Below are 22,328 nucleotides of genomic sequence, written 5' to 3' on the forward strand. Positions count from 1 at the left end.
TATGCCGCCCCTCACAGGAGGCACAACTTATTTACGAGAAATTCTTCGACGAGTTCACCCGGCCCTCGTCGAGAGGCACGGACGGGGGCTCGTCAGCCCTCCGCGCGGCGCACGATCTCGAGGATCGTGGCCCCGTACCGCTCGATCTTCGCGGGCCCCAGACCGTTGATGCGTGCGAGGTCGGCCTGGCTCGTCGGCCGCGTCTCGGCGACGGCCGCGAGCGCCGAGTCCACGAGCACGGTGAACGCCGGCTTGTCCGTCTCCTGCGCGACCTGGCGACGCCACTCGCGCAGTTCCTCGAACAGCGCCTGGTCGTACTCCCCCGTGAGCCGGACCTTGGACTGCCCCGCGCGCGCACGTCGCGTCCCGCGCACGCCCGGCTCGTCGGGCCAGAGCCCGTCGAGGAACCGCGTGCGCCGGCGCGTCGCCCGGCCGCCGGGGTTGCGCGAGCGCGCGAACGAGAGCTCGAGGTGCTCGCGTGCCCGCGTGATGCCGACGTAGAGCAGCCGGCGCTCCTCCGCGACCGCCTCGTCTGTCTCCGCGAGGGAGATCGGCATGAGCCCCTCGCTCATCCCGGCGAGGAAGACGGCGTCCCACTCCAGGCCCTTCGCCGCGTGCAGCGACGCCAGGGTCACTCCCTCGACCGTCGGGGCGTGCTGGGCCGCGGCGCGCTCGTCGAGCTCGGCGACGAAGGTCGCGACGGTCGGGGCCGGGGCGTCGGACGCCGCGGCGAGCCCGGCGACGTCGTCGGCGAGCGCGACGAGAGCCTGCGTGGACTCCCAGCGCTCCCGCGCCGCGCCGCGCGCGGCCGGCGGCGCGGGGGCCCAGCCCGCGGCGGCCAGGACGTCGCGCACCGTCTCCGGCATGGGGACGTCCGGGTCGGCGGAGCGGGCCGCCCCGCGCAGCAGGACGATCGCGTCGCGGACCTCCTTACGCTGGAAGAAGCGCTCCCCGCCCCGCACGAGGTAGCCGATGCCCGCGTCCGCGAGCGCCGACTCGAACGCCTCCGACTGCGCGTTGGTCCGGTAGAGCACCGCGATCTCGCTCGCGCGCGTGCCCGCGGCGAGGAGCCGCCCGATGCGCTGCGCGATCCCGCTCGCCTCCGCCTCGTCGTCGTCGTACGCGGTGAAGGCGACGGGCGGCCCCGCCGGCCGCTGGGCGACGAGCTCGAGCGCCTGGTGCGCGCCGCCCGCACGGCCCGCGCGTGCGAGGAGCTGGTTCGCGAGGTTCACCACCTGCGGCGTCGAGCGGTAGTCGCGCACGAGGCGGATCACCTGGGCCTTGGGGTGCGTGCGCGAGAACGTGAGGAGGTGGTGCGGCGTCGCGCCGGTGAACGAGTAGATCGTCTGCGACGGGTCCCCGACGACGCACAGCTCGTCGCGCCCCCCGAGCCACTGGTCGAGCACGAATTGCTGCAGGGGCGAGACGTCCTGGTACTCGTCGACGACGAAGTGGCGGTACTGGCGCCGCACCTCGTCGGCCACCGTGCCCTGTGTCGCGAGCATGTCGCCGAGCATGAGGAGCACGTCCTCGAAGTCGATGACCGACCGCTCGGTCTTCACGTCCTCGTAGGCCGTGAGGAGGCGCGCGACGGTCTGGTGGTCGTAGCCGGCCGGGGGTTCGCGGTCGATCGCCTCGCACGCCCGGACGTAGTCGTCGGCGGTGACGAGCGAGACCTTGGCCCACTCGATCTCGGACGACAGGTCCCGCACCGCGACGCGGTCCACCCCGACGCCGAGCCGCCGCGCCGACTCCGCGACGACGGGCGCCTTGTGCTCGAGGATGCGCGGCGGCGCCCCGCCGACGACCTTGGGCCAGAAGTAGCCGAGCTGGCGCAGCGCGGCCGCGTGGAACGTGCGCGCCTGGACGCCCGTCGCGCCGAGCTCGCGCAGCCGCGTGCGCATCTCGCCCGCCGCGCGCGCCGTGAACGTCACGGCGAGCACGCTCGTCGGCACGTACACGCCCGTGCGGACCCCGTACGCGATGCGGTGCGTGATCGCGCGCGTCTTGCCCGTCCCCGCGCCGGCGAGCACGCACACGGGCCCGCGCAGCGCGACCGCGACGTCGCGCTGGTCGGGGTCGAGCGCGTCGAGGATCTCGTCGGCGGAGCGGTGGGAGAGCGGGCGTGAGACCGGTGGCGTGGACATCACCCGCGATTCTCGCAGCCCCCGGTGACACGCGGGCGGGGAACAGCCCGCGCTCCCCCGGTGTTACCGTCACGACCCGACCGCCCGCGGCACGCGCCGCCCGGAACCGCAGCAGGAGAGCCCTCGATGAGCACCGCCCCGACCCTTCCCGACGCCGGCTCGATCGTCATGTACTCGACGACCTGGTGCGGGTACTGCCGCCGCCTCAAGACGCAGCTCGACTCCGAGGGCATCGGCTACACCGAGGTCAACATCGAGGAGACGCCCGGCACCGCCGAGTTCGTGGAGTCCGTCAACGACGGCAACCGCACCGTGCCGACCGTCGTCTTCCCGGACGGCTCCGCCGCGACGAACCCGTCCCTCGCGGAGGTCAAGAAGCGCCTCGCCGCCTGACGCGGTCGTGGGAGGGCCCGGTCCGGACGTCCGGACCGGGCCCTTCCGCGTCCCCGAGCAGGGGTCGTCCGACGGCGGTGCGTCGCGCCGCCCCTCGCCGCCCGCCGCTCTGAGCGGCCCTGAGCCGCTGTCAGTCGTCGGCGAGGCGCGCGCCGAACCAGTCCTCGACGAGCGCCCGCGCGATCGACGACCGGCCCGGCAGCAGCACCTCGCCCGACCGGACGGCGTCGGCGAGCTCGGCCCGCGTGAACCAGCGCGCGTCGGTGAGCTCGACGCCGTCCACGTGCAGCTCGGTCGTCAGCGCGCGCGCCGAGAACCCGAGCATGAGCGAGGCGGGGAACGGCCACGGCTGGCTCCCCCGGTAGGCCACGTCGCCGACGACGACGCCCGCCTCCTCCGCGACCTCCCGCCGCACCGCGTTCTCGAGCGACTCCCCGGGCTCGACGTAGCCCGCGAGGGTCGAGAACCGCCGCTCCGGCCAGTGCGCCGCGTGCCCCAGCAGCAGGCGCTCGTCGGACCCCTCGCCGTGCACGACCGTCATGATGACCGCCGGGTCCGTGCGCGGGTACAGCTCGACGCCCTGGGCCACGCAGCGGCGCGTCCAGCCGCCCTTCTCGACGGTCGTCCGGCCGCCGCAGCGCGGGCACCGCGGGTGGTTCGCGTGCCACGCCGCGAGCGCGACGGCCTCCGTCGCGAGCCCCGCGACGGGCGCCGCGACCTCGCCGACGAGGTCCCGCAGCCCCGACCACGTCCGCTCGCGCGCGAGCACGGCGAACGGCTCGGAGGCGTCCACGCCCTCGATGTCGACCTCCTCGGCGTCGGCGTCGTCGGGCAGGACGAGCGCGAGGTACGCCGTGCCGTCGCCCTCGCCGAGGAAGAGCCAGCGGCCCTGGTCGTCGTCGGTCGCCGGGTCGACGTCGCGCAGCTCGGCCGGGTCCAGGAGGGCGACGCCGTCCGCCGCGCCCGGGCCGCCGAGCGCGAGCCGGCCGCGGTGGACCAGCAGGACGCGCGTCGTCGGCTGCGACCGCAGCGTGCGCACGAGGTCCGGCTCCGCGCGGCGGTGCTCCGCGCGGTCGACGAACGCGCCGTCGAGCGGCAGCGGGAGGTGGTCCAGCGGGGTGCGCGGCAGGGCGCCCGGCCCGGGGACCGTGCCGGTCCCGGTGTCGGTCGGGGTGCCGGTCGACGTGGTCGTGGGTCGGTCCGGGGCCGCGGCGGGGTCGCTCGTGCCCGACGACGGCCGGGCGGCAGGGGTGCTCACCCCCCGACCGTAGGCCACCCCCGGCCGGGCCACCCGCCTGCGCGGGCGCCGCCGGGCGGGGTGCGGCGTCGGACGGCGTGGGTCGACCGGGCGCGTGCGGGGACCGACTACCGTGGTCGCGTGCCTCGCTCTCCGTTGACCCTCGCCGCGCTCGCGACCGCCGCCGTGCCCGGCCTGGACGCCCGCAGCGCGCGACCCGTCGAGGACCCGGGCGACTACGACACCGCCGTCGTCACCGACGCCGACGGCGCCCGCTGGACCGTGCGCGCACCCCGCAGCCTCCAGGCCGGCGCCGCGCTCGAGGCCGAGGCGGAGCTGCTGGGCTCGTTGCAGCACTACGCCGAGTCGGGGGTGCTGTCGTTCGCCGTGCCGCGCGTCAGCGGCACCGCGCTCCTGCCCGAGGGCGGGCGGGCCGTCGTGCACCCGGCGCTCGAGGGCGAGCCGCTCGACGTCGACAGCCTGCGGCCCGGACCGGGCCTCGCGGCCGACCTGGGCCGCGTGCTCGCGTCGGTCCACGAGCTGCCGCGCACGATCGTCGACGACGCCGGCCTGCCGGGCTACGAGGTCGAGGAGTACCGCGCGCGCCGCATGGCGGAGCTCGACGAGGCCGCGGCCACGGGCAAGGTCCCGCCGACGCTCCTGCGCCGCTGGGAGACCGCGCTCGAGGACGTCTCGCTGTGGCGGTTCCAGCCGGTCGTCGTGCACGGCGACCTGGGCCCGGAGCAGGTGCTCGTCGCCCGCGGACGCGTCGTCGCGGTGACGGACTGGGCGAGCGCGCGCGTCGCGGACCCCGCCGACGACCTCGCGTGGCTGCTCGTCTCGGCACCGCCCGAGGCCGTCGACTCGATCATGGAGGCGTACCAGCTGCGCCGCACCGAGCTCACCGACAAGCACCTGCTGGACCGTGCGCTCCTCGTCGGCGAGCTCGCGCTCGCGCGCTGGCTCCTGCACGGCGTGCGCAACGGGCTCGACGACGTGGTCGCCGACGCCCTCGACATGCTGGCCGACCTCGACGAGGCGACGCAGGACGCCGACGACTGAGGCGTCGCCGGCTCAGTCGGCGACCAGCAGCGCCTCGATCTCGGCCTCGCTCAGCAGGCGGCGCGGACGCACGGTCTCGTCGGACGCGACGTAGTAGAACGCGGCGTTCACCTGCTCCAGCGGCACCCCCGTCCAGCGCGACCACGCGAGCCGGTAGACCGCGAGCTGCACCTCGCGCACGCTGCGCGCCTCCGGGTCGGACGGCGCACGCCCCGTCTTCCAGTCGACGACCACGACGGCGTCGTGGGCGCCGCCCGCGTGCTCCGGGAGCTCGGGGAACACCGCGTCGATGCGCGACCGCAGGACCGTCGACCCGACGGGCGTCTCGACGTCGACCTCGACCGCGACCGGCGTGCGCGTAGCCCACTCCGAGGCCAGGAACGTCCGCTGGAGCGTCTCGAGGTCGGCGTCGGGGTCGAGGTCGTCGTCGTCCGCCCCGGGGAGGTCCTCGACGTCGAGCAGGGACGACGTCGTGAAGTACCGCTCGGCCCACAGGTGGAACCGGGTGCCCCGGCGCGCGTGGACCGTGGGCTCGACCGGGACCGGGCGGCGCAGGTGGAGCGCGTACTCGTCGCGGTCCGCCGCGAGCCGCACGAGGCTCGACGCCGAGACGTGCGCCGGCAGCTCGACCTCTCGGCCCGAACGCTCGGCGCGCTCCGCGAGCAGGACGCGCGCGAGCGCGACGAGGTCACGCCCCTCGGCGTCGACGAGGACCCCGGAGGGCGCCGTGAGCCCGGCGGGGCCGCCCGTGCCGTCCACGCCCCCCTGCCCGGGCAGGGCGTCGACCGTCCCGGCCCCGGCGGGCGCGACACGGTCCGCCGCGTCACGTCCCGCCGCGTCACGCTCGGCTGCCGCACGCTCGGCCGCCGCACGCTCGACGGCCGCCGCGGTGTCCCGCAGGACGGACCGCGCAGACCCGCCGGGAGCGTCGTCGGGCACGGGCCACGTGCCGGTCACCTCGACGTCCTCGAGCGGGTTGGAGTCGTCGGGACCGGGCGGGGCCGACCATCCGTCGGCCGTCACGACCCCCGCCTCGACGAGCTCGACGAGGAACGGCGACAGCGCGCGCGGGCGCGACCCCGTCTGCCACCAGGACGCCGTGAGGTACAGCTCGCGGCGCGCCCGCGTGAAGGCCACGTAGGCGAGGCGTCGCTCCTCGGCGAGCTGGTGCTCGCCGCTCGCCGCGCGGAACTCGTCGCGCCGCGCCACGAGCTCCTTCGTGTCCGCCGCGAGGTCGAAGCGGAACTCGGGCAGGTCGGCGGCGTCACCGCGCAGCGGGTACGGGAGCTGGCTCACGTCGGTGAGCCAGCCGCTGTCCGCGCGCACGCCCGACGACGACTGGGCCGTCGTGGGGAACACGCCGTCCACGAGACCGGGCACGACGACGACGTCCCACTCGAGGCCCTTCGCGGCGTGCGCGGTGATGACCTGCACCGCGTCCGGGTCGGGCTCGCGCACGGGCAGGTCGAGCCCGTTCTCCCGGGTCGAGGCGACCCCGAGCCAGGCGAGGAACGCCCCGAGCGTCACGACGTCCGCCGTCTGCGTGAACGTCGCGGCGACGTCGCGGAACGCGTCGAGGTGCTCGCGGGCCCGGTCGCTCACCGCCTCCGGGTCGACCAGCCGCCGCGACGCGAGCAGCGCCTCGTTCGTCACGGCCTCGACGTCGAGGCCCAGGGCGCGCTCCGCCTCGACGACGAGCTCCGGGAGCGACAGGTAGGTGAGGCCGCGCAGCGCGCGCAGGGTCCGGGAGAGCGCCGAGAGCCGCGCGTGGCCCTCCGCGGAGAGCGTGCGCCCGTCCGCCGCCGGCTCGCCCGGGTCCGGGAGGTCGTCGAGCGCGTCGACGATCGAGCGGTGGTCAGCCACGTCGCCCTCGACGACCACGAGCCCCGACTCGGCGTCCTCCGCGGCGGGCGCACGACGGCGCGAGCCGAGCGCGCCCTCGAGCCGCGCGAGGTCCGCCGCGCGGCTCCCGAGCGCGTGCAGGTCGGCGGCGCCGAGGTTGAGCCGGGGCCCGGTGAGGAGACGCACGAGCGCGTCGCCGCGCGAGGGGTCGTGCACGGCCTCGAGCAGCGCGACGACGTCGACGACCTCGGGCGTCGTGAGCAGCCCGCCGAGGCCGACGACCTCCACGGGGAGCCCGCGCCGCCGCAGCGCGACCTCGACCGCCGCGAACTGGCTGCGCTTGCGGCACAGCACGGCCGCGGTGACGCGCCCGCCCGGCGCGCTCGCCGGGCGCCAACGCGCGGCGACGCGCTCGGCCACGGCCGCGGCCTCCTCCTCGGCGGTCGCCGCCACGTGCGCGGCCACCGCGCCCGGGCCCGCGCCGGGACGCAGCGCGAGCGGCGGCACCTCGACCCGGTCGCCCCGGCCACCGGCGACGGCACCGCGCAGCGGACCGGCCGTGACGTTCGCCGCCGCGAGGACGGCGGCGTCGTTGCGCCACGACGTCGAGAGGAAGCGCACGGCCGAGCGGTCGCCGCCCGCGCGCGGGAAGCGGTCGGGGAACCGCGCGAGGCCGCCCGCGCTCGCGCCGCGCCACCCGTAGATCGACTGGTGCGGGTCGCCCACGGCCGTCACGGGGTGCCCGCCGCCGAACAGCCCCGCGAGGAGCTCGACCTGCGCGTGCGACGTGTCCTGGTACTCGTCCAGGAGGACGACGCGGAAGCGGGCGCGCTCGGTCTCCCCCACCACGGGCACCTCGCGCGCGAGCCGCGCCGCGAGCGCCACCTGGTCGCCGAAGTCGAGGGAGTCGGTTGCGCGCTTGCGGCGGCGGTACTCCGCGACGACGTCGAGCAGGCGGACCCGTTCCGCGACGTCGCCGACGAGCTTCTCGACCTCCTTGGTCCGGGCCTTCTGCCGCGGCCCGAGCGGGAGCGCGTCGAGCTGCTCGACGATCTCGGCCAGGCGGTCCCGCGCCTCGGCGGGGTCGAGGAGGTGCTCGCCGAGCGCGCCGGAGAGGCCGAGTACCGCCGCGACGACCGTGCTCAGCGCGCGGTCGGTGCCCAGGTCGTCGTCCCACGACTCCACGACCTCGGACGCGAGCTGCCACTGCTGCGCCTCGCCGAGGAGGCGGGCCCCCGGCTCGACGCCGACGCGCAGCCCGTGGTCGCCGACGAGCGACGCGGCGTACGCGTTGTACGTCGCGACGGTCGGCCGGTCGAGCAGCGAGAGCGCCGACGCCGCCCCGCCCCGGGCGCGCGCGAGCTGGGCGAGCCGCACCTGGACGCGCTCCGCGAGCTCCCCCGCCGCCTTGCGCGTGAACGTGAGGCCCAGCACCGCGTCCGGCGGGACGAGCTCGTTCGCGATGAGCCAGACGACGCGCGCCGCCATCGTCTCCGTCTTGCCCGAGCCGGCCCCGGCGACGACGAGCGTCGGCTCGAGCGGCGCCTCGATCACCTCGACCTGCTCCGGGGTCGGGCGAGGACGTCCGAGGAGGTCGGCGATCCGCGTCGCGGAGAGCGTCGGCTGCGGCGCCTCCGCCGCCCGGTGCCCGTCGCCCGGGGCGTCGGCGCTCTCGACCGGGAGGCCGTCGGCCGCGACGAGACGCACCGTCGGCCCGCTCGCGCCCGCCTCCGGGAGCTCGAACAGCTCGCTGCTCACGCCACCACCCTCCTGCCCTCGGGCTGCACCGGGCACGCCCGGCGCACGGGGCACATCTCGCACAGCCCGTTCTGGCGGGCCGTGAACGTCGCCGCCGACATGGTGCCGGCGGCCTCCTCCACGAGGTCGCGCGCCCAGCTCGACCCGTCGGGCTCCGGCTCCAGCGCGGGCTGGGCCACGACGGCAGGGCCCACGTGGGTGCTCCCGACGTAGACGAGCTGCGCACCCGCGCTGCGCGTGCCCTCCGGCACGTCGAGCGCGCCCGCCTCGACCGCGAGCTGGTAGGCACCGAGCTGGGGGTGCTCCGCGCCCTCCGCCTTCGTGGCGGTGCGCCGACCGGTCTTGAGGTCGACGACGCGGACCTTGCCCTCCCCCGCTGCCTCGACCCGGTCGATCGTGCCGCGCAGCCGGGCGCGGCCGACGGTGACGTCGAACGACGGCTCGACGAGGAGCGGCTCGCCCGCCTGCGCGACGTAGGCCGCGAGCTTCTCGACCATGCGCTCGGCCCGGCGCCGGAGCTGGCGCGCAGGCCAGCCGTCGGGCAGCGCGAGCTCCGCCCACCGGCGGTCGAGCTCCGCGCGCAGCTCGGCGAGCGACCCGGACGGGTGGGTCTCGGCGATCGAGTGGACGAGCGTGCCGAGGCTCTGGTGCGTCGCGTCGGGCGCCGTCCCGCCGGCCGCCTCGAGCGACCACCGCAGCGGGCACGTCGAGACCGTCTCGACCTTCGAGGGCGACACCGTGACGGTCTCCTCCGCACCGCGCAGCGGCGCCGTGCTCGACACGCCCGCCACGCCGTACCACGTCTCCGGGCGGGCCTCCGCGACGCCGAGCGCCCCGAGGTCCGCCAGGAGCGTCGCCGCCGCGACGGCGCGCTCGTCCGGCCCGGGCGTCCCGGCGCCGCCGGCCTCGCGCGCAGCCGCCTCGACGAGGACGCCGCGGGCCGCGGCGACCAGCCCGCGCAGGTCGAGAGGCGCCCCGACGCGCACGTGCCGCCGCTCGGCGGGCTCGGCCGGCTCGACCTGCCCGCCCCCGCCGTCCGCGGACCCCGGGCCGACGGGTGCGCGGCCCACAGGTGCGGGGCCGACGGGTGCGGGACCGGCACCCGCCGCGGGTACGTCCGGGCCGTCCTGGGGACCACGCTCGTCGGGACCGTCCGTGCCGTCGGGGCCCTCGGGCGCCGACGGCGGCACGACGAGGTCGCAGAACACCGACGGCGCCTCCTCGGCGTCCTGCACGGCCGTCACGACGAGGCGACGCGTCGCACGCGACGTCGCGACGACGAAGGCCCGCAGCTCGTCGGCGAGCACCTGGGCTCGCGCCTGCGAACCGACCCCGTGCGCGTCCTGGGCGCGGCCGGCGAGGAGCTCGACGAGCGCCTGCGAGCCGAGCAGCGAGTCGCGCAGCCGGAGGTCGGGCCACACGCCGTCCTGGACGCCCGCCACCACGACGACGTCCCACTCGCGCCCGGCAGCACCGGCGGGGGTGAGCGCCGCCACGGCGTCGGCCCCGCTCGCGCTCGCCGCGAGCGAGTCGGCGGGCAGGTCCTGCGAGGCGAGGTACTCGACGAACGCTCCGGCGGGCGCGCCCGGCATGCGGTCGACGAACGTCTCCGCGGCGCGGAACAGCGCGAGCACCGCGTCGAGGTCACGGTCCGCGCGCGCCCCGGCGGGGCCGCCGTCGAGCGCCGCCGAGCGCCAGCGCTCCGCGAGACCGGTCGCGGCCCACACCGCCCACAGGACCGTCTGCGCCGTCGCGCCGGGCTCCGCCGCCGCAGCCCGCCCCGCCGCGAGCGCCCGGGCGACCGCGACCGGCCCGCGACGCACCGTGGGCGGGAGCGTCGCAGCGCGCGCCGGGTCGAGGAGCAGCTCGACGAGCAGCGCGTCGGACGAGCGCCCACCCCCGCCCTCGAGCTCCTCGGCCCGCAGCGCCCGGCGCAGACGGCGCAGCGCGACGACGTCGAGCGCGCCCACGGGCGACGTGAGCAGCGCCGCCGCGGTGAACGGGTCGAGAGCCTCGGGGTCCTCCGCGTCGGCGACGCACACGCGCACGGCCGCGAGGAGCGGCGCGACCGCCGGCTCGTCGCGCAGCGGGACGTCGGAGCCGAGCAGCGTCACGGGGACGGAGGCGGCGACGAGCTCGCGGCGCAGCGCCGCGAGCCGCGTCCCCGTGCGCGCGACGACGGCCATCCGGTGCCAGGGGGTGCCGTGCAGCAGGTGCTCCGCGCGCAGCTCCCGGGCGACGAACGCGGCCTCCTGCGCGACGGCCGAGAGCACCGCGACCTGCACGGGCGGGACGCCGGGGCCGACGTCGGCCGCCTCGCCCGGACGCCCGTCGACGTCCCGCGGCGCGGCGCCACGGTGCACCGCCCCGGCGACGGTGCCGACCTGCGCGGTCACGCGGCGCGTCACCTCGCGCAGCGGCGCGCTCTGGCGCCAGGCGGTGCCCAGCACGGCGACGCGCGCGCCCAGCTCGCCCCGGCGAGCGCCGTCCCGCCGGGCCGGGGCGGACGCCCGGCCCACGAGCCCCGGGCTCGCGCCGCGGAACGTCTGCACCGCCGCGTCGGGGTCGCCGAGCAGCACGAGGCGCGCGCCGTCGTCGTGCAGCACGTGCAGGAGGCGCGCGGTCGCGACCGTCGCCTCCTGGTAGTCGTCGACGACGACGAGGTCCCAGCGCGGCCGGGCGGCGTCGGGCACCTCGTCGTCCCAGGCGAGCAGCGCCTCCGCGGCCTCGTCGACGACGATCGCCGGGTCGAACCGCGACCCGGCGTCGGGCGTGCCCGTGCGCAGGGCGGTGACGTCGAGGTACTCCGCGAAGAGCTGCGCGCCGAGCGACCACTCCGGGCGGTCGTAGCGCTCGCCGAGGGCGGCGAGGTCGGCCGGGGTCAGGCCGCGCTCCGCCGCGCGCATGAGGAGGTCGCGGAGCTCCTGGCGCAGCCCCCGGAGGCCGAGCGCCTCCTCGGGCAGGCCCGCGGGCAGCGCGAGCGGGGTGCCGAGGTGCGCGAGGCCGCCGTCGAGATGGCCCTCCAGGAGCTCGGCGAGCACGAGGTCCTGCTCCGGGCCGGAGATCAGCGTGGGGACGGGCTCGCCCAGCGCGGCCGCGCGCTCCCGCAGGACGGCGAAGGCCGCGGACGCGGCGGTGCGCACCAGAGGCGCGCCGACCGTGCGGCGCGCGCGGGCCGAAAGCCGGTCACGGAGCGCGGCGGCGGCGCGGCGCGACGCCGCGAGGAGGAGCACCCGCTCGGGCGCCACGCCGTCGCGCAGGGCCGCGAGCACGACCTCCTGCGCGACGAGGGTCTTGCCCGTCCCGGGTGCGCCCACCACGAGGGTGGCCCCGGGGCCGGCCGCGGCGGCCAGCGCCGCGCGCTGGGAGTCGTCGAGCACCGCGTCGGCCTCGAGCTCGCGAGGCCGCGCGACGAGGCGGGGGGCGGTCGTCGTCCGGGGCACGGACCTGATCCCATCACGCGCCACCCACACCGCCGCGCGGGCGCGCGCCGTGGGGCCGGGGGTTACGGGACGGGCCAGCCGTTGGTCAGGCAGCCCTGGGCCGAGATGGACTGCTGGACCATGACCGGGGCGACGGCGCCCGGCGCGGGGCAGTCCTCGTGGCCGTGGCCGAGCACGTGCCCGACCTCGTGGTTGACGAGGTACTGCCGGTACGTGGCGAGGTCGTCGCCGAAGTCGGGCGCCCCGAGCACCCACCGCTCGAAGTTCAGCACGGCGGCGCCCGTCACCGAGTTGCCGCACGAGTAGCGGCTCTCGGTCGCCAGCGGGGCGCACAGGCGGTCGGTCGTGGCGGGGCTCGCGAGCACGACCCGGATGGACGCGTCGTCGGCCGCCGTCCGCGAGAACGTCACGCCGTCGGGGACCGACCAGCCGCGCGGGTCGTTGAGCGTCGCGAGCACCGCGGCGGCGAACACCTCGCCGTCGACGGGCAGCCCGGCCTCGACCTCGACCCGGACGGAGCGGACCGTGCCCGTCCCGGGCGCGGGGCTCTCCCCCGGCACGACGACGAGCGAACCGCCGAGGTCCGGCGCGACGACGACCGTCCCGACCAGACCGGAGCCGGGCTCCGCGACCGGGGCCTCGGGCGTCTCGACGGGTGCCGGCTCCGCGAGGGGCTCGGGCGTCGTCGTCGTGGGGGCGGGGGTGGGCTCGGGCGCGGTGATCGCGTCCGGGCGCGGCGCGATCGGGCCGAGGAGGCCCGGGCCCTGCTCGACGGCGCCCGCGCGCTCGACGGACGACCGGCTCACGGCCGCCGACTCGTCGCGCTCCGGGGCCGGCGGCTCCGCGCGGACGTCTGTGGCGGGAACAGCCGCGGTGCCCGCCGCCCGGCCCAGGTCCCAGACCTCCGCCGTCGCCGCACCGCCGCCGAGGCCGACGACGAGGCACGCGGCGACCGCGGCGCCGTGCCGCAGACCCGTCGTGCGACCCCCGGCACGGGCGGTCGAGAGGCGGTTCGGGGGGGTATGTCTGTCGGGCACCCGCCCATCGTCCCACTCCTCGCGACGCGAGGTCGACACGAACCGCGGTTTCCGTATCCTCCCCCCATGGGAGCCACCGAGGGACGCACGCGCGGCGCGGCCGCCGCTCCCCCGGGCCTGCGCACCCGGATGCCGCGCGACGAGCGCCGCGCGCAGCTCCTCACGATCGCCGAGGAGCTCTTCGCCTCTCACGGCTACCACCACATCTCGATGGACGACATCGCCGACCGCGCCGGGGTCGGCAAGCCCGTGCTGTACCGGCACTTCCCGTCGAAGCTCGACCTCTACCTCGCGATCGTCGACGACCAGGGCGAACGCCTCGTGGGAGCCGTGCACGCGACGCTGGACCCGTTCCGCGAGCCCGCGCCGGGGAACCCCGCGGGCGACCTCGACGCCCTCGCGGTCGACGGCCTCGCCGTGATCGAGGGCATCGTGCGGGCCTACGTCGCGTACGCGCGCGCGGCGGGCCGCTCGGCCGCGCTGCTCTTCGAGTCCGACGTCATGCGGGACCCGGTCGTCCGGGCGCGCGTGCTCGCGCCGGACACGACGATCGCCGGCGCGTTCGCCGACGTGCTCGTGCGCATCACGGACCTCGACGCCGACGAGGCGCTCGTCGTCGCGCGGACGTGCACCGCCGTCGGGCGGGCCGCCGCGACGGAGGTCGTGCGCCCCGACGGCGGCGCGACGGCCGACGACGTCACCCGCCTCGTGCCGCGCCTCGTGTGGCGCGGGGTGCGCGGCATGCTGCGGCGGCCGCCGTCGGGCTCCCTCAGCGCGCCCGACGGGTCGGCGACGGGAATCTGACTACTATCGATCGCGTTGTCGCCGGTGGGACGCCCACCGGCGGCCCGAGGCCCGTCGTCGCTGCGCCTGGCGCAGCCGCTGTGAGGAGAGCTGAGTGGAAGTCACGATCGGTGTGCAGAACCTGGCCCGTGAGATCGTCGTCGACACGGATCTGACCGCCGAGGCCGTGGCCACCGCGGTCGCCGACGCGCTCGGCGGCGCCCCCGCCCTCGAGCTCACCGACTCGCGCGGTCGCCGCGTGATCGTCCCGACGGCGTCGCTCGGCTACGTCGAGATCGGCACCGAGGAGCAGCGCCGGGTGGGTTTCGGCTCCCTCTGAGCCTGCAGGTCTGGACGTCGGGACCCGACCCTCGGAACCCGACCGTCACGTGCCGCCGTCGCGCCCCCGGGCGCGGCGGCGGCTTCGTCATGCCGCGAGGCCCAGGCGGTCCATCCGCCGGGAGTGCTCCGCCGTGAGGCGCGCGAAGACCCAGGACTGCGTCGCGGGCGCGGGCCCGCTCCCGCCGTCGGCGGCGACCGGCTCGGCCCCCGCCGCCACGAGCCGGGCGAGCGCGGGACGCCTGGACAGCACGTCGCCGACGACGCCGAGCGCCTCCCCGACGAGGCGCCGACCCCACAGCGCGAGGCGCGACGCGAGCACCGGGTCCTCCGCGGCGACCTCGGCGATGACCGGGGCGTAGCGCTGCGACGGGGTGTCGTGCGTGAGCGCCTCCACGACGACGTCGCGCGAGCGCTCGTCGAGGCCCTGGGCCGCGAGGAGGCAGAAGTCGTCCGCGACGCCCTGGCCCACGTAGCCCTTGAGGATGCCCTCCCACCACGTGCTGGGCTTCGTGCGCGCGTCGAAGTCGTCGAACAGGCCGTCGAACGGGGTCATGCAGTCCGCCGGGTCACCGCCCAGCTCCTCGACGCGCACGAGCACGCGCTCCTGCCGGTCGAGCATCGCGGCCGCGAGACGGGACAGGGCCTGGCGCTGGCGCAGCGTGGGGGCGTGCGCGGCGTCGCCCGCGAGGCGCCCGAAGCTCGCGAGCTCGGTGTACGCGACGAGGCCGAGCAGCTCCACCGCGTCGGTGTGGTCCGCCGGGGGCAGGGTCGTGGGGCTCGCGTGCTCGGCGTCGCTCATCGGGCCAGGATAGTTCTCCGATATCATGGCCGACGTACATCGGTTGCCCGGTCGTCCAGACCTCACGCTCGTCACGCGTACGACGACGGCACGGCACGGTCCGCAGCGCGGGCCTGGCCACGACATCCCACGATCGGCTGCCGGCCACGAGGTGCGCACGACCGCGACCGGGAACCTCCCCGGCTCCGGGCCCCGACGGGCCCGCCGACGGTCGCGCGTGCCCGAACGAGACAGAGGCACCAGTGACCACCACAGACGCCACCACCACCGACGCGACGCCGGACGTGAGCGCGGACGCGACGTCCGTCGCCGCCAGCGTGCACGCGGACAACACGACCTTCGCGGACTTCGGCGTCCGCCAGGAGATCGTCGACGCGCTCTCCGACGCGGGCATCGTCCAGCCCTTCCCCATCCAGGCGATGACGCTCCCGGTCGCCATGTCCGGCCACGACATCATCGGCCAGGCCAAGACCGGTACCGGCAAGACCCTCGGCTTCGGCGTGCCGCTGCTGCACCGCGTCGTCGCCCTGGGCGAGCCCGGCTTCGACGAGCTGCCCTCCCCCGGCAAGCCGCAGGCGCTCGTCGTCGTCCCGACGCGCGAGCTCGCCGTCCAGGTCGCGAACGACCTCACCACGGCCTCGAAGCGTCGCTCGGTGCGCATCGTCCAGCTCTACGGCGGTCGCGCCTACGAGCCGCAGGTCGAGGCGCTGACGCGCGGCGTCGAGGTCGTCGTCGGCACGCCCGGCCGCATGATCGACCTGATGAACCAGGGCCACCTCAACCTCACGCGCGCCGCGACCGTGGTCCTCGACGAGGCGGACGAGATGCTCGATCTCGGGTTCCTCCCGGACGTCGAGAAGATCCTGGCCCGCACGCCCGCGCAGCGCCACACGATGCTCTTCTCGGCGACCATGCCGGGCGCCGTCGTCTCGATGGCGCGCCGCTACATGAAGCAGCCGACGCACATCCGCGCGAACGACCCCGACGACGGCGGCCAGACGGTCAAGAACATCGAGCAGGTCGTCTACCGCGCGCACGCGCTGGACAAGGTCGAGATGCTCGCGCGCATCCTCCAGGCCGAGGGCCGCGGGCGCACCATCGTGTTCGCCCGGACCAAGCGGACCGCCGCGAAGGTGGCGGACGAGCTCGTCGACCGCGGGTTCGCGGCCGGCTCGATCCACGGCGACCTCGGGCAGGGCGCGCGCGAGCAGGCGCTGCGCGCGTTCCGCAACGGCAAGATCGACGTGCTCGTCGCGACGGACGTCGCGGCGCGCGGCATCGACGTCGAGGACGTCACCCACGTCGTGAACTACCAGTGCCCCGAGGACGAGAAGACGTATCTGCACCGCACCGGCCGCACCGGCCGCGCGGGCAACAAGGGCACCGCCGTGACGTTCGTCGACTGGGACGACATCCCCCGCTGGTCGCTCATCGACAAGGCCCTCGACCTCGGCATCCCCGAGCCGGTCGAGACGTACTCGAGCTCGCCGCACCTGTACACCGACCTGCACATCCCCGAGGGCACGAAGGGCCGCCTCCCCAAGGAGCGGCGCACGCTCGCCGGGCTCGAGGCGGAGGAGATCGAGGACCTCGGCGAGACCGGCAAGCGGCACACGCCCGCGGGCGGGTCGCGCGGGCGCCAGGGCGGCCGGTCCGACGGCGGCCGCGGCCGTCCCGAGGGCGACCGGGGCCGGTCCGGCGGCCAGGGCCGCTCCGGCGGGCGTCGCGGCGAGACCGAGCGCACGGGCGCGCGTGCCGAGGGTGAGCGCACCGAGGCGACCGAGGGCGCCCCGGCGACCGAGGGCGGCGAGCGCCGCCGTCGGTCCCGCAGCCGCCGCCGCACGCGCGGCGGCCGCCCCGTCGAGCAGCAGGGCGGTGCCGCCGAGGCGACCGCCCAGCCCGCGGAGTAGCCGCTCCCGGCGGTTCCCGAGCCCGACGACGAACCCCGGGTCGCGTCCCACGGTCACCAGGCCGCGGGGACGCGGCCCGGGGTTCGTCGCGTCCGGGTCAGTGCACGTGCGCGTCGCGCCCGGCGAACCACACCGCGACGCCCTGGACGGCCGCCGCGGCGACGAGGAGCAGGAGCGGGACCGTCCATGTGCCCGTGACGTCGTGCGCGAGCCCGAGGCCGAGCGGGCCGGTCGCGGCGAGCAGGTAGCCGGCGCTCTGCGCCATGCCGGAGAGCTCGGACGTGTGCGCGGCGTCGCGCGCCCGCAGCGCCATGAGGGTGAGCGCGAGGCTGATCCCGCCGCCCTGCCCGAGGCCGACGAGCACGACCCAGAGCGCCGCGCCGCCGGGCGCGGCGGCGAGCCCGAGCAGCCCCGAGCCGACGAGCACCACGAGCACGAGGCCGATGCCGCGCTGGCGCGGCATGCGCCCGGCGAGGACCGGGGTGACGAACGAGCCGACGATCCCCGCGAGGTTGCACAGCGCCAGGAGCCAGCCGCCCACCTCCGGCGTCCGGCCGAGCGCGACCATGATCTCGGGCAGCCAGGCGTTGACCGCGTAGAACGACAGCGACTGCATGCCCATGACGACGGTGACCGCCCAGGCGAGGGGGCTGCGCCACACCGCCGACCGCGCGGCGGCCGGTCCCGTGCCGGGTCCGAACGCCACCGTGCCGGCGGGGTCGGGCCGCAGCGCGCGCGGCACCCAGACGATCGCCCCGAGCACGGCGAGGACGCCCCAGGTCGCGAGCGCGCCGCGCCAGTCGAGGCCGGCCGCGGACGCGACGGGCAGGGTCAGGCCCGCCGCGAGCGCCGCCCCGCCGGAGAGCGCCATCGAGTAGAGGCCGGTCATGAGACCGATGCGGTCGGCGAAGTCGCGCTTGATGAGCGCGGGCAGCAGCACGTTCCCGAGCCCGATCGCGCACCCGGCGACGACCGTCCCGGCGAACAGCCCGGCGGTCGAGGGCACGAGGCGCAGCGCGAAGCCGACGCACAGCAGGACGAGGCTCACGAAGAGCGCGCGCTCGAGCCCCCAGCGCCGCGCGAGCACGGGCGCGAGCGGCGCGAGGAGCCCGAAGCAGAGGACAGGAAGCGTCGTGAGCACGCCCGCCGCCGTCGCGCTGAGGCCCAGGTCCGTGCGGATCTCGCCGAGCACGGGCGAGATCGCGACGACGGCCGGCCGGAGGTTGAGCGCCGCGAGGACGATCGCGACGACGGCGGCCAGCCCCAGCGGACGGCGCAGCCCGCTCACGCCTCGACCTCGTCGGCGTCGGCGTCGGCGCGACCAGGACGGTCCGCGGCGGCCTCGACGAGCTGCGCCCGCACGGCGTCGATCGTCGCGACGACGGCGGCCTCGGCCGCGTCGGCGTCGGCCGCCCGGATCGCCGCGACGACCTCCTCGTGACCGGGGACGTCGCGGTGGTGCCGACGCTGCCCGCCGGACGGGAGCGTACGGACGAGCGCGTGGTCGAGGCCTCCGTAGAGGTCGGCGAGCAGGGGGTTGCCCCCGGCGCGCACGACCTCGCCGTGGAAGGCGACGTCGGCGGCCTGGAAGGCCTGCTCGTCCCCGTCGCGTGCCGCGACCTGGGCGGCGAGGGCCGCGTCGAGGCGGCGGAGGGCGACGGCGTCGGCCCGCCCGGCAGCGGCGCGCGCCGCACCGCGCTCGAGGATCTCGCGCACCTCGAGCACGTGGAGCGCGTCCGTGGTCCGGGCCCGCCGGGTCAGTGCGGCGTCGAGCCCGTCGGCCGCGCGCACGTAGGTGCCGTCGCCGCGGCGCGGCTCGAGGATCCCGGCGTGCTCGAGCGCGCGCACGGCCTCGCGCACCGTGTTGCGCCCGACGCCGAGCTCGGCGACGAGCTCGGGCTCGGGCGGGATGCGGGTGCCGACGGGCCACTCCCCGCGCTCGACGCGCTGCATGAGCCGTTCGACGACGAGCTCCGACACCTTGCGGGGAGGACTGATCGGCTGGTTCACCGAAAGAACCTAACATCCCCTGTTTGGTGCGGGCGGCGCAGCGGGCGTACGGGGTCCCGCGTACGGGGGTTGACCAGCGCGCGGCACCGCGAGGACCTTGCGACAGGACCGCTCCTTCGACGACGAAAGCGAGACCACCATGGACCACACCGCGTCACGACCCCGACGACGGCTGCGCAGCCTCCTCGCCCTGGTCGCCTCCGCCACGCTCGTCGGGACGCTCCTCACCGGGACCACGACCGCCGCGGCCGCGGACACCGAGCTCGCCGTCAACGGCGGGTTCGAGTCCGGGCTGTCCGGGTGGACCTGCTCCGGCTCCACGGGGCAGCCGGTCACGAGCACGGTCCGCACCGGCAGCGGGGCGCTCCGGGCCACGCCCGCCGGAACGGACAACGCGCGCTGCTCGCAGACCGTCGCCGTCCGACCCTCGTCGACCTACACGCTCAGCGCGTGGGTCCAGGGCTCCTACGCGTACCTCGGGGCGAGCGGCGCGACGGCGCAGGACGTCACCACCTGGACGCCCTCGGCCTCGACCTGGCAACGGCTCAGCGTGACCTTCACGACCACCGCGGCGGCGACGACCGCGACGGTCTTCGTGCACGGCTGGTACGGCCAGCCCGCCTACCTCGTGGACGACGTCAGCCTCGTGGGTCCGGGCGGCGGCACGGCGCAGCCGCCCGCGACCCCCACCGGTCTGACCGCCGGGACGCCCACCGCCACGAGCGTGCCCCTCACCTGGGGTGCCGTGGCCGGCGCCACTGGCTACGCCGTCTACCGCGACGGCACCCGCGTCGCCGCGACCGCGGCCCCGTCCACCACCGTCTCCGGGCTCACCGCCGCCACCGCCTACTCCTTCCAGGTCACCGCGACCAACGCCGCGGGCGAGTCACCCCGCTCCGCCGCCGTCGCCGTCACCACGGCGACCGGCGGCACCGGCGGCGGACCCGGCGCCGGGCTGCCGGCGCACGCGCTCGTCGGCTACCTGCACACGTCGTTCGCCAACGGGTCGGGCTACGTCCGCATGGCGGACGTCCCGGACTCGTGGGACGTCATCAACCTCGCGTTCGGCGAGCCGACGAGCGTCACGTCCGGCGACATCCGGTTCAGCCTCTGCCCGCGGACCGAGTGCCCGAACGTGGAGTCGGTCGCGGAGTTCAAGGCCGCCGTCGCCGCCAAGCGCGCGGCCGGGAAGAAGGTGCTCCTCTCGATCGGCGGGCAGAACGGCCAGGTCCAGCTCACGACGACCGCCGCGCGCGACGCGTTCGTCGCCTCCGTGAGCTCGATCATCGACACCTACGGGCTGGACGGGGTCGACATCGACTTCGAGGGGCACTCGCTGTACCTGAACCCGGGCGACACGGACTTCCGCGCCCCGACCACCCCCGTGATCGTCAACCTCATCTCCGCGCTCAAAGCGCTCACCGCGCGCTCCGGCGACGACTTCGTGCTGACGATGGCGCCGGAGACCTTCTTCGTCCAGAACGGCTACCAGTTCTACGGCTCCGGCCCGTGGGGCGGCCAGGACCCGCGCTGCGGCGCCTACCTGCCGGTGATCCACGCCCTGCGCGACGACCTGACGCTGCTCCACGTCCAGCACTACAACTCGGGGCCGATCATGGGGCTCGACGACCAGTACCACTCGATGGGCGGGGCGGACTTCCACGTCGCGCTGACGGACATGCTGCTCACCGGCTTCCCGGTCGCGCGCGAAACGACGAAGATGTTCCCCCCGCTCCGCCCCGACCAGGTCGCGATCGGCCTGCCGGCCAGCACGCAGGCGGGCAACGGCCATACCCCGCCCGCGCAGGTCACCCAGGCCCTGGACTGCCTCACGAAGGGCACGGGCTGCGGGTCGTACCGGACCCACGGGCGCTGGCCGGGGCTGCGCGGCCTCATGACGTGGTCGATCAACTGGGACCGCTTCAACGGCGGAGAGCTCTCCCGGACCTTCGACGCGTACTGGCCCTGACCGACCACGAGCGCGCGACCGCGAACGGCGACCGGCGTCCGGGGCCACCGCCCCGGACGCCGGTCGTCCGCGACGACGGGCCGCGGGTCAGGCGGTCTGGACGAACTCGATGACGGCGTCGGCCACGAGCTGCACGGCGATGGCCGCGAGCAGCAGACCGGCGATCCGGGTCACGAGGATCGTGCCCGAGTCGCCGAGGACGCGGTTGATGACGTTCGCGAAGCGCATCGAGAGCCACAGGCACACGTGCACCGCGACGACGCCCGCCGCGATGGCGACCCACTCGGCGACGCCCCCGCCGCGCTCCCCCGCGCGCTGCACGAAGACCATCGTCGCGACGATCGCGCCCGGGCCGGCGAGCAGCGGCGTCCCGAGCGGCACGAGCGCGACGTTGACACCCTTGTTGCCCGACGGCTGCGGCTCCTCCATCTTCCCGGTGAGCAGCTCCATCGCCACGAGGAGCAGCAGCAGGCCGCCCGCCGTCTGGAGCGCGGGCAGCGAGATGTGCATGTAGCTGAGGATCTGCTGGCCGAACACCGCGAACGCGACGATCACGCCGAACGCCACGAGGATCGCGGTGCGCGCCGCCTGGTTGCGCTGCTTGGCGCCCATCGCGCTCGTCAGGCCCAGGAACACCGGCACCGTGCCGGGCGGGTCCATGATGACGAACAGGGTGACGAAGACCTCCGTGAAGAGCCGGACGTCGAAGAACTCGCTCATCGTCCGATCATCGGATCACGTCCAACTGTCCCAGCTCCTCGATCTGCTCCAGCACGGTCGGTGCTGTCGTGTTCTCCCCGAGCCGGTTCGGTTTGCCGGCCCCGTGGTAGTCGCTCGACCCGGTGACGAACAGGCCCAGGGTCCGGGCCAGGTCCTCGAGCCGTGCACGCTGACGCTCGTCGTGGTCGCGGTGGAACACCTCGAGCCCGGCGAGCCCCGCCTCGGCCATCTCCTCGATCACGGCGTCGGCCACGACGCGGCCGCGACCGTCCGCGCCCGGGTGGGCGAAGACGGGCACGCCGCCCGCGGCGCGGATCCCGCGCACGGCCACGACGGCGTCGGGCGCGTAGTGGGGCACGTAGTACGGGGTGTCCGTGGCGAGGATGGTCGCGAACGCGGCGGAGCGGTCGGGCGCGAGCCCGGCCGCGACGAGCGCGTCGGCGATGTGCGGTCGCCCGATCGTCGTCCCCGCGACGGTCTGGGCGAGCACATCCTCCCACGTGATCGGGTAGTCCTCGGCGATGAGGTCGACCATCCGCCGGGCCCGGCTCGTGCGCGCGTCGCGCGTGCGGTCCAGCTCGGCGAGGAGGGCGGCGTGCGCCGGGTCGTGCAGGTAGGACAGCACGTGCACGCTGATGCCGCCGGAGCGGGCCGAGATCTCCGCGCCGCGCACGAGCGCGACCCCGTGCGCGAGCGCCGCGTCCGTCGCCTGCGCCCAGCCCGCCGTCGTGTCATGGTCGGTCAGCGCGACGACGTCGAGCCCGGCCGCGGCGGCCGCCTCGACGACCTCCCCCGGGGCGTCCGTGCCGTCGGACGCGGTCGAGTGGGTGTGGAGGTCGATGCGCACGGGACCAGGATAGTGACGACGCACCGAGG

General features: G+C 76.4%; 16 protein-coding genes. 6 read left to right on the forward strand and 10 right to left on the reverse strand.

What is annotated here, in order from left to right; all coding sequences use genetic code 11:
- Nucleotides 1–92: 92 nt before the first annotated feature.
- Nucleotides 93–2,147, reverse strand: coding sequence for an ATP-dependent helicase (locus ACPCUX_RS01830; RefSeq protein WP_409141047.1), 2,055 nt, complete (start codon nt 2,145–2,147; stop codon nt 93–95).
- Between the two features lie 126 nt (nt 2,148–2,273).
- Between ACPCUX_RS01830 and ACPCUX_RS01835 the strand changes: the two genes are divergently transcribed.
- Nucleotides 2,274–2,540, forward strand: coding sequence for a mycoredoxin (locus tag ACPCUX_RS01835; RefSeq protein WP_076405151.1), 267 nt, complete (start codon nt 2,274–2,276; stop codon nt 2,538–2,540).
- Nucleotides 2,541–2,670: 130 nt separating this feature from the next.
- Here the strand turns inward: ACPCUX_RS01835 and nudC are convergent, their stop codons facing one another.
- Nucleotides 2,671–3,798, reverse strand: a complete 1,128-nt coding sequence (gene nudC / locus ACPCUX_RS01840) for an NAD(+) diphosphatase (RefSeq protein WP_232322608.1) — start codon at nt 3,796–3,798, stop codon at nt 2,671–2,673.
- A 120-nt stretch (nt 3,799–3,918) separates the two neighbouring features.
- On the opposite strand from nudC, the gene ACPCUX_RS01845 reads away from it, so the two are divergent.
- Entirely contained in the window at nt 3,919–4,839 is a 921-nt protein-coding gene (locus tag ACPCUX_RS01845) for a phosphotransferase (RefSeq protein ID WP_085388334.1), read from the forward strand.
- A gap of 12 nt (nt 4,840–4,851) precedes the next feature.
- Here ACPCUX_RS01845 and ACPCUX_RS01850 read toward each other — a convergent pair whose 3' ends face one another.
- The 3 genes from ACPCUX_RS01850 to ACPCUX_RS01860 all read right to left on the reverse strand — a co-directional run bounded on the left by ACPCUX_RS01850 (nt 4,852) and on the right by ACPCUX_RS01860 (nt 12,919).
- Nucleotides 4,852–8,439 (reverse strand): UvrD-helicase domain-containing protein, encoded by a 3,588-nt coding sequence (locus ACPCUX_RS01850; protein WP_423388068.1) that lies wholly within the window; start codon nt 8,437–8,439, stop codon nt 4,852–4,854.
- Nucleotides 8,436–11,882, reverse strand: a complete 3,447-nt coding sequence (locus ACPCUX_RS01855; protein ID WP_396050809.1) for a PD-(D/E)XK nuclease family protein — start codon at nt 11,880–11,882, stop codon at nt 8,436–8,438. Before ACPCUX_RS01855 ends, ACPCUX_RS01850 begins: the two co-directional genes overlap by 4 nt.
- Nucleotides 11,883–11,944: 62 nt before the next feature.
- Nucleotides 11,945–12,919, reverse strand: coding sequence for a DUF3152 domain-containing protein (locus tag ACPCUX_RS01860; RefSeq protein WP_085388336.1), 975 nt, complete (start codon nt 12,917–12,919; stop codon nt 11,945–11,947).
- A gap of 66 nt (nt 12,920–12,985) precedes the next feature.
- Between ACPCUX_RS01860 and ACPCUX_RS01865 the strand changes: the two genes are divergently transcribed.
- Together ACPCUX_RS01865 and ACPCUX_RS01870 are read left to right on the forward strand one after the other, a co-directional pair.
- Nucleotides 12,986–13,723 (forward strand): TetR/AcrR family transcriptional regulator, encoded by a 738-nt coding sequence (locus ACPCUX_RS01865; RefSeq protein WP_085388337.1) that lies wholly within the window; start codon nt 12,986–12,988, stop codon nt 13,721–13,723.
- 94 nt (nt 13,724–13,817) lie between these two features.
- On the forward strand, nt 13,818–14,042 hold the full coding sequence (locus ACPCUX_RS01870; RefSeq protein WP_034654117.1) for a DUF3107 domain-containing protein: 225 nt from the start codon (nt 13,818–13,820) through the stop codon (nt 14,040–14,042).
- An 87-nt stretch (nt 14,043–14,129) separates the two neighbouring features.
- On the opposite strand, the gene ACPCUX_RS01875 is transcribed toward ACPCUX_RS01870, so the two are convergent.
- Nucleotides 14,130–14,843, reverse strand: a complete 714-nt coding sequence (locus ACPCUX_RS01875; RefSeq protein ID WP_171467618.1) for a ferritin-like fold-containing protein — start codon at nt 14,841–14,843, stop codon at nt 14,130–14,132.
- 242 nt (nt 14,844–15,085) lie between these two features.
- Between ACPCUX_RS01875 and ACPCUX_RS01880 the strand changes: the two genes are divergently transcribed.
- The gene (locus tag ACPCUX_RS01880; protein WP_423388069.1) at nt 15,086–16,753 is read left to right on the forward strand and encodes a DEAD/DEAH box helicase; all 1,668 of its coding nucleotides are present in this window, start codon (nt 15,086–15,088) and stop codon (nt 16,751–16,753) included.
- Nucleotides 16,754–16,850: 97 nt separating this feature from the next.
- On the opposite strand, the gene ACPCUX_RS01885 is transcribed toward ACPCUX_RS01880, so the two are convergent.
- The gene (locus tag ACPCUX_RS01885; RefSeq protein ID WP_423388070.1) at nt 16,851–18,041 is read right to left on the reverse strand and encodes a CynX/NimT family MFS transporter; all 1,191 of its coding nucleotides are present in this window, start codon (nt 18,039–18,041) and stop codon (nt 16,851–16,853) included.
- Nucleotides 18,038–18,763, reverse strand: a complete 726-nt coding sequence (locus tag ACPCUX_RS01890; RefSeq protein ID WP_085388340.1) for a FadR/GntR family transcriptional regulator — start codon at nt 18,761–18,763, stop codon at nt 18,038–18,040. Before ACPCUX_RS01890 ends, ACPCUX_RS01885 begins: the two co-directional genes overlap by 4 nt.
- 139 nt (nt 18,764–18,902) lie before the next feature.
- On the opposite strand from ACPCUX_RS01890, the gene ACPCUX_RS01895 reads away from it, so the two are divergent.
- Complete coding sequence (locus ACPCUX_RS01895) at nt 18,903–20,732, forward strand: chitinase (RefSeq protein WP_423388071.1); 1,830 nt, start codon at nt 18,903–18,905, stop codon at nt 20,730–20,732.
- Nucleotides 20,733–20,819: 87 nt separating this feature from the next.
- Here the strand turns inward: ACPCUX_RS01895 and ACPCUX_RS01900 are convergent, their stop codons facing one another.
- Entirely contained in the window at nt 20,820–21,452 is a 633-nt protein-coding gene (locus ACPCUX_RS01900; RefSeq protein ID WP_021482981.1) for a MarC family protein, read from the reverse strand.
- Nucleotides 21,453–21,459: 7 nt separating this feature from the next.
- Entirely contained in the window at nt 21,460–22,299 is an 840-nt protein-coding gene (locus tag ACPCUX_RS01905) for a PHP domain-containing protein (protein WP_085388342.1), read from the reverse strand.
- Nucleotides 22,300–22,328: the final 29 nt, after the last annotated feature.

Source organism: Cellulosimicrobium sp. AB352, from assembly GCF_049538415.1.
In the GTDB taxonomy this organism is placed as follows: domain Bacteria; phylum Actinomycetota; class Actinomycetes; order Actinomycetales; family Cellulomonadaceae; genus Cellulosimicrobium; species Cellulosimicrobium funkei.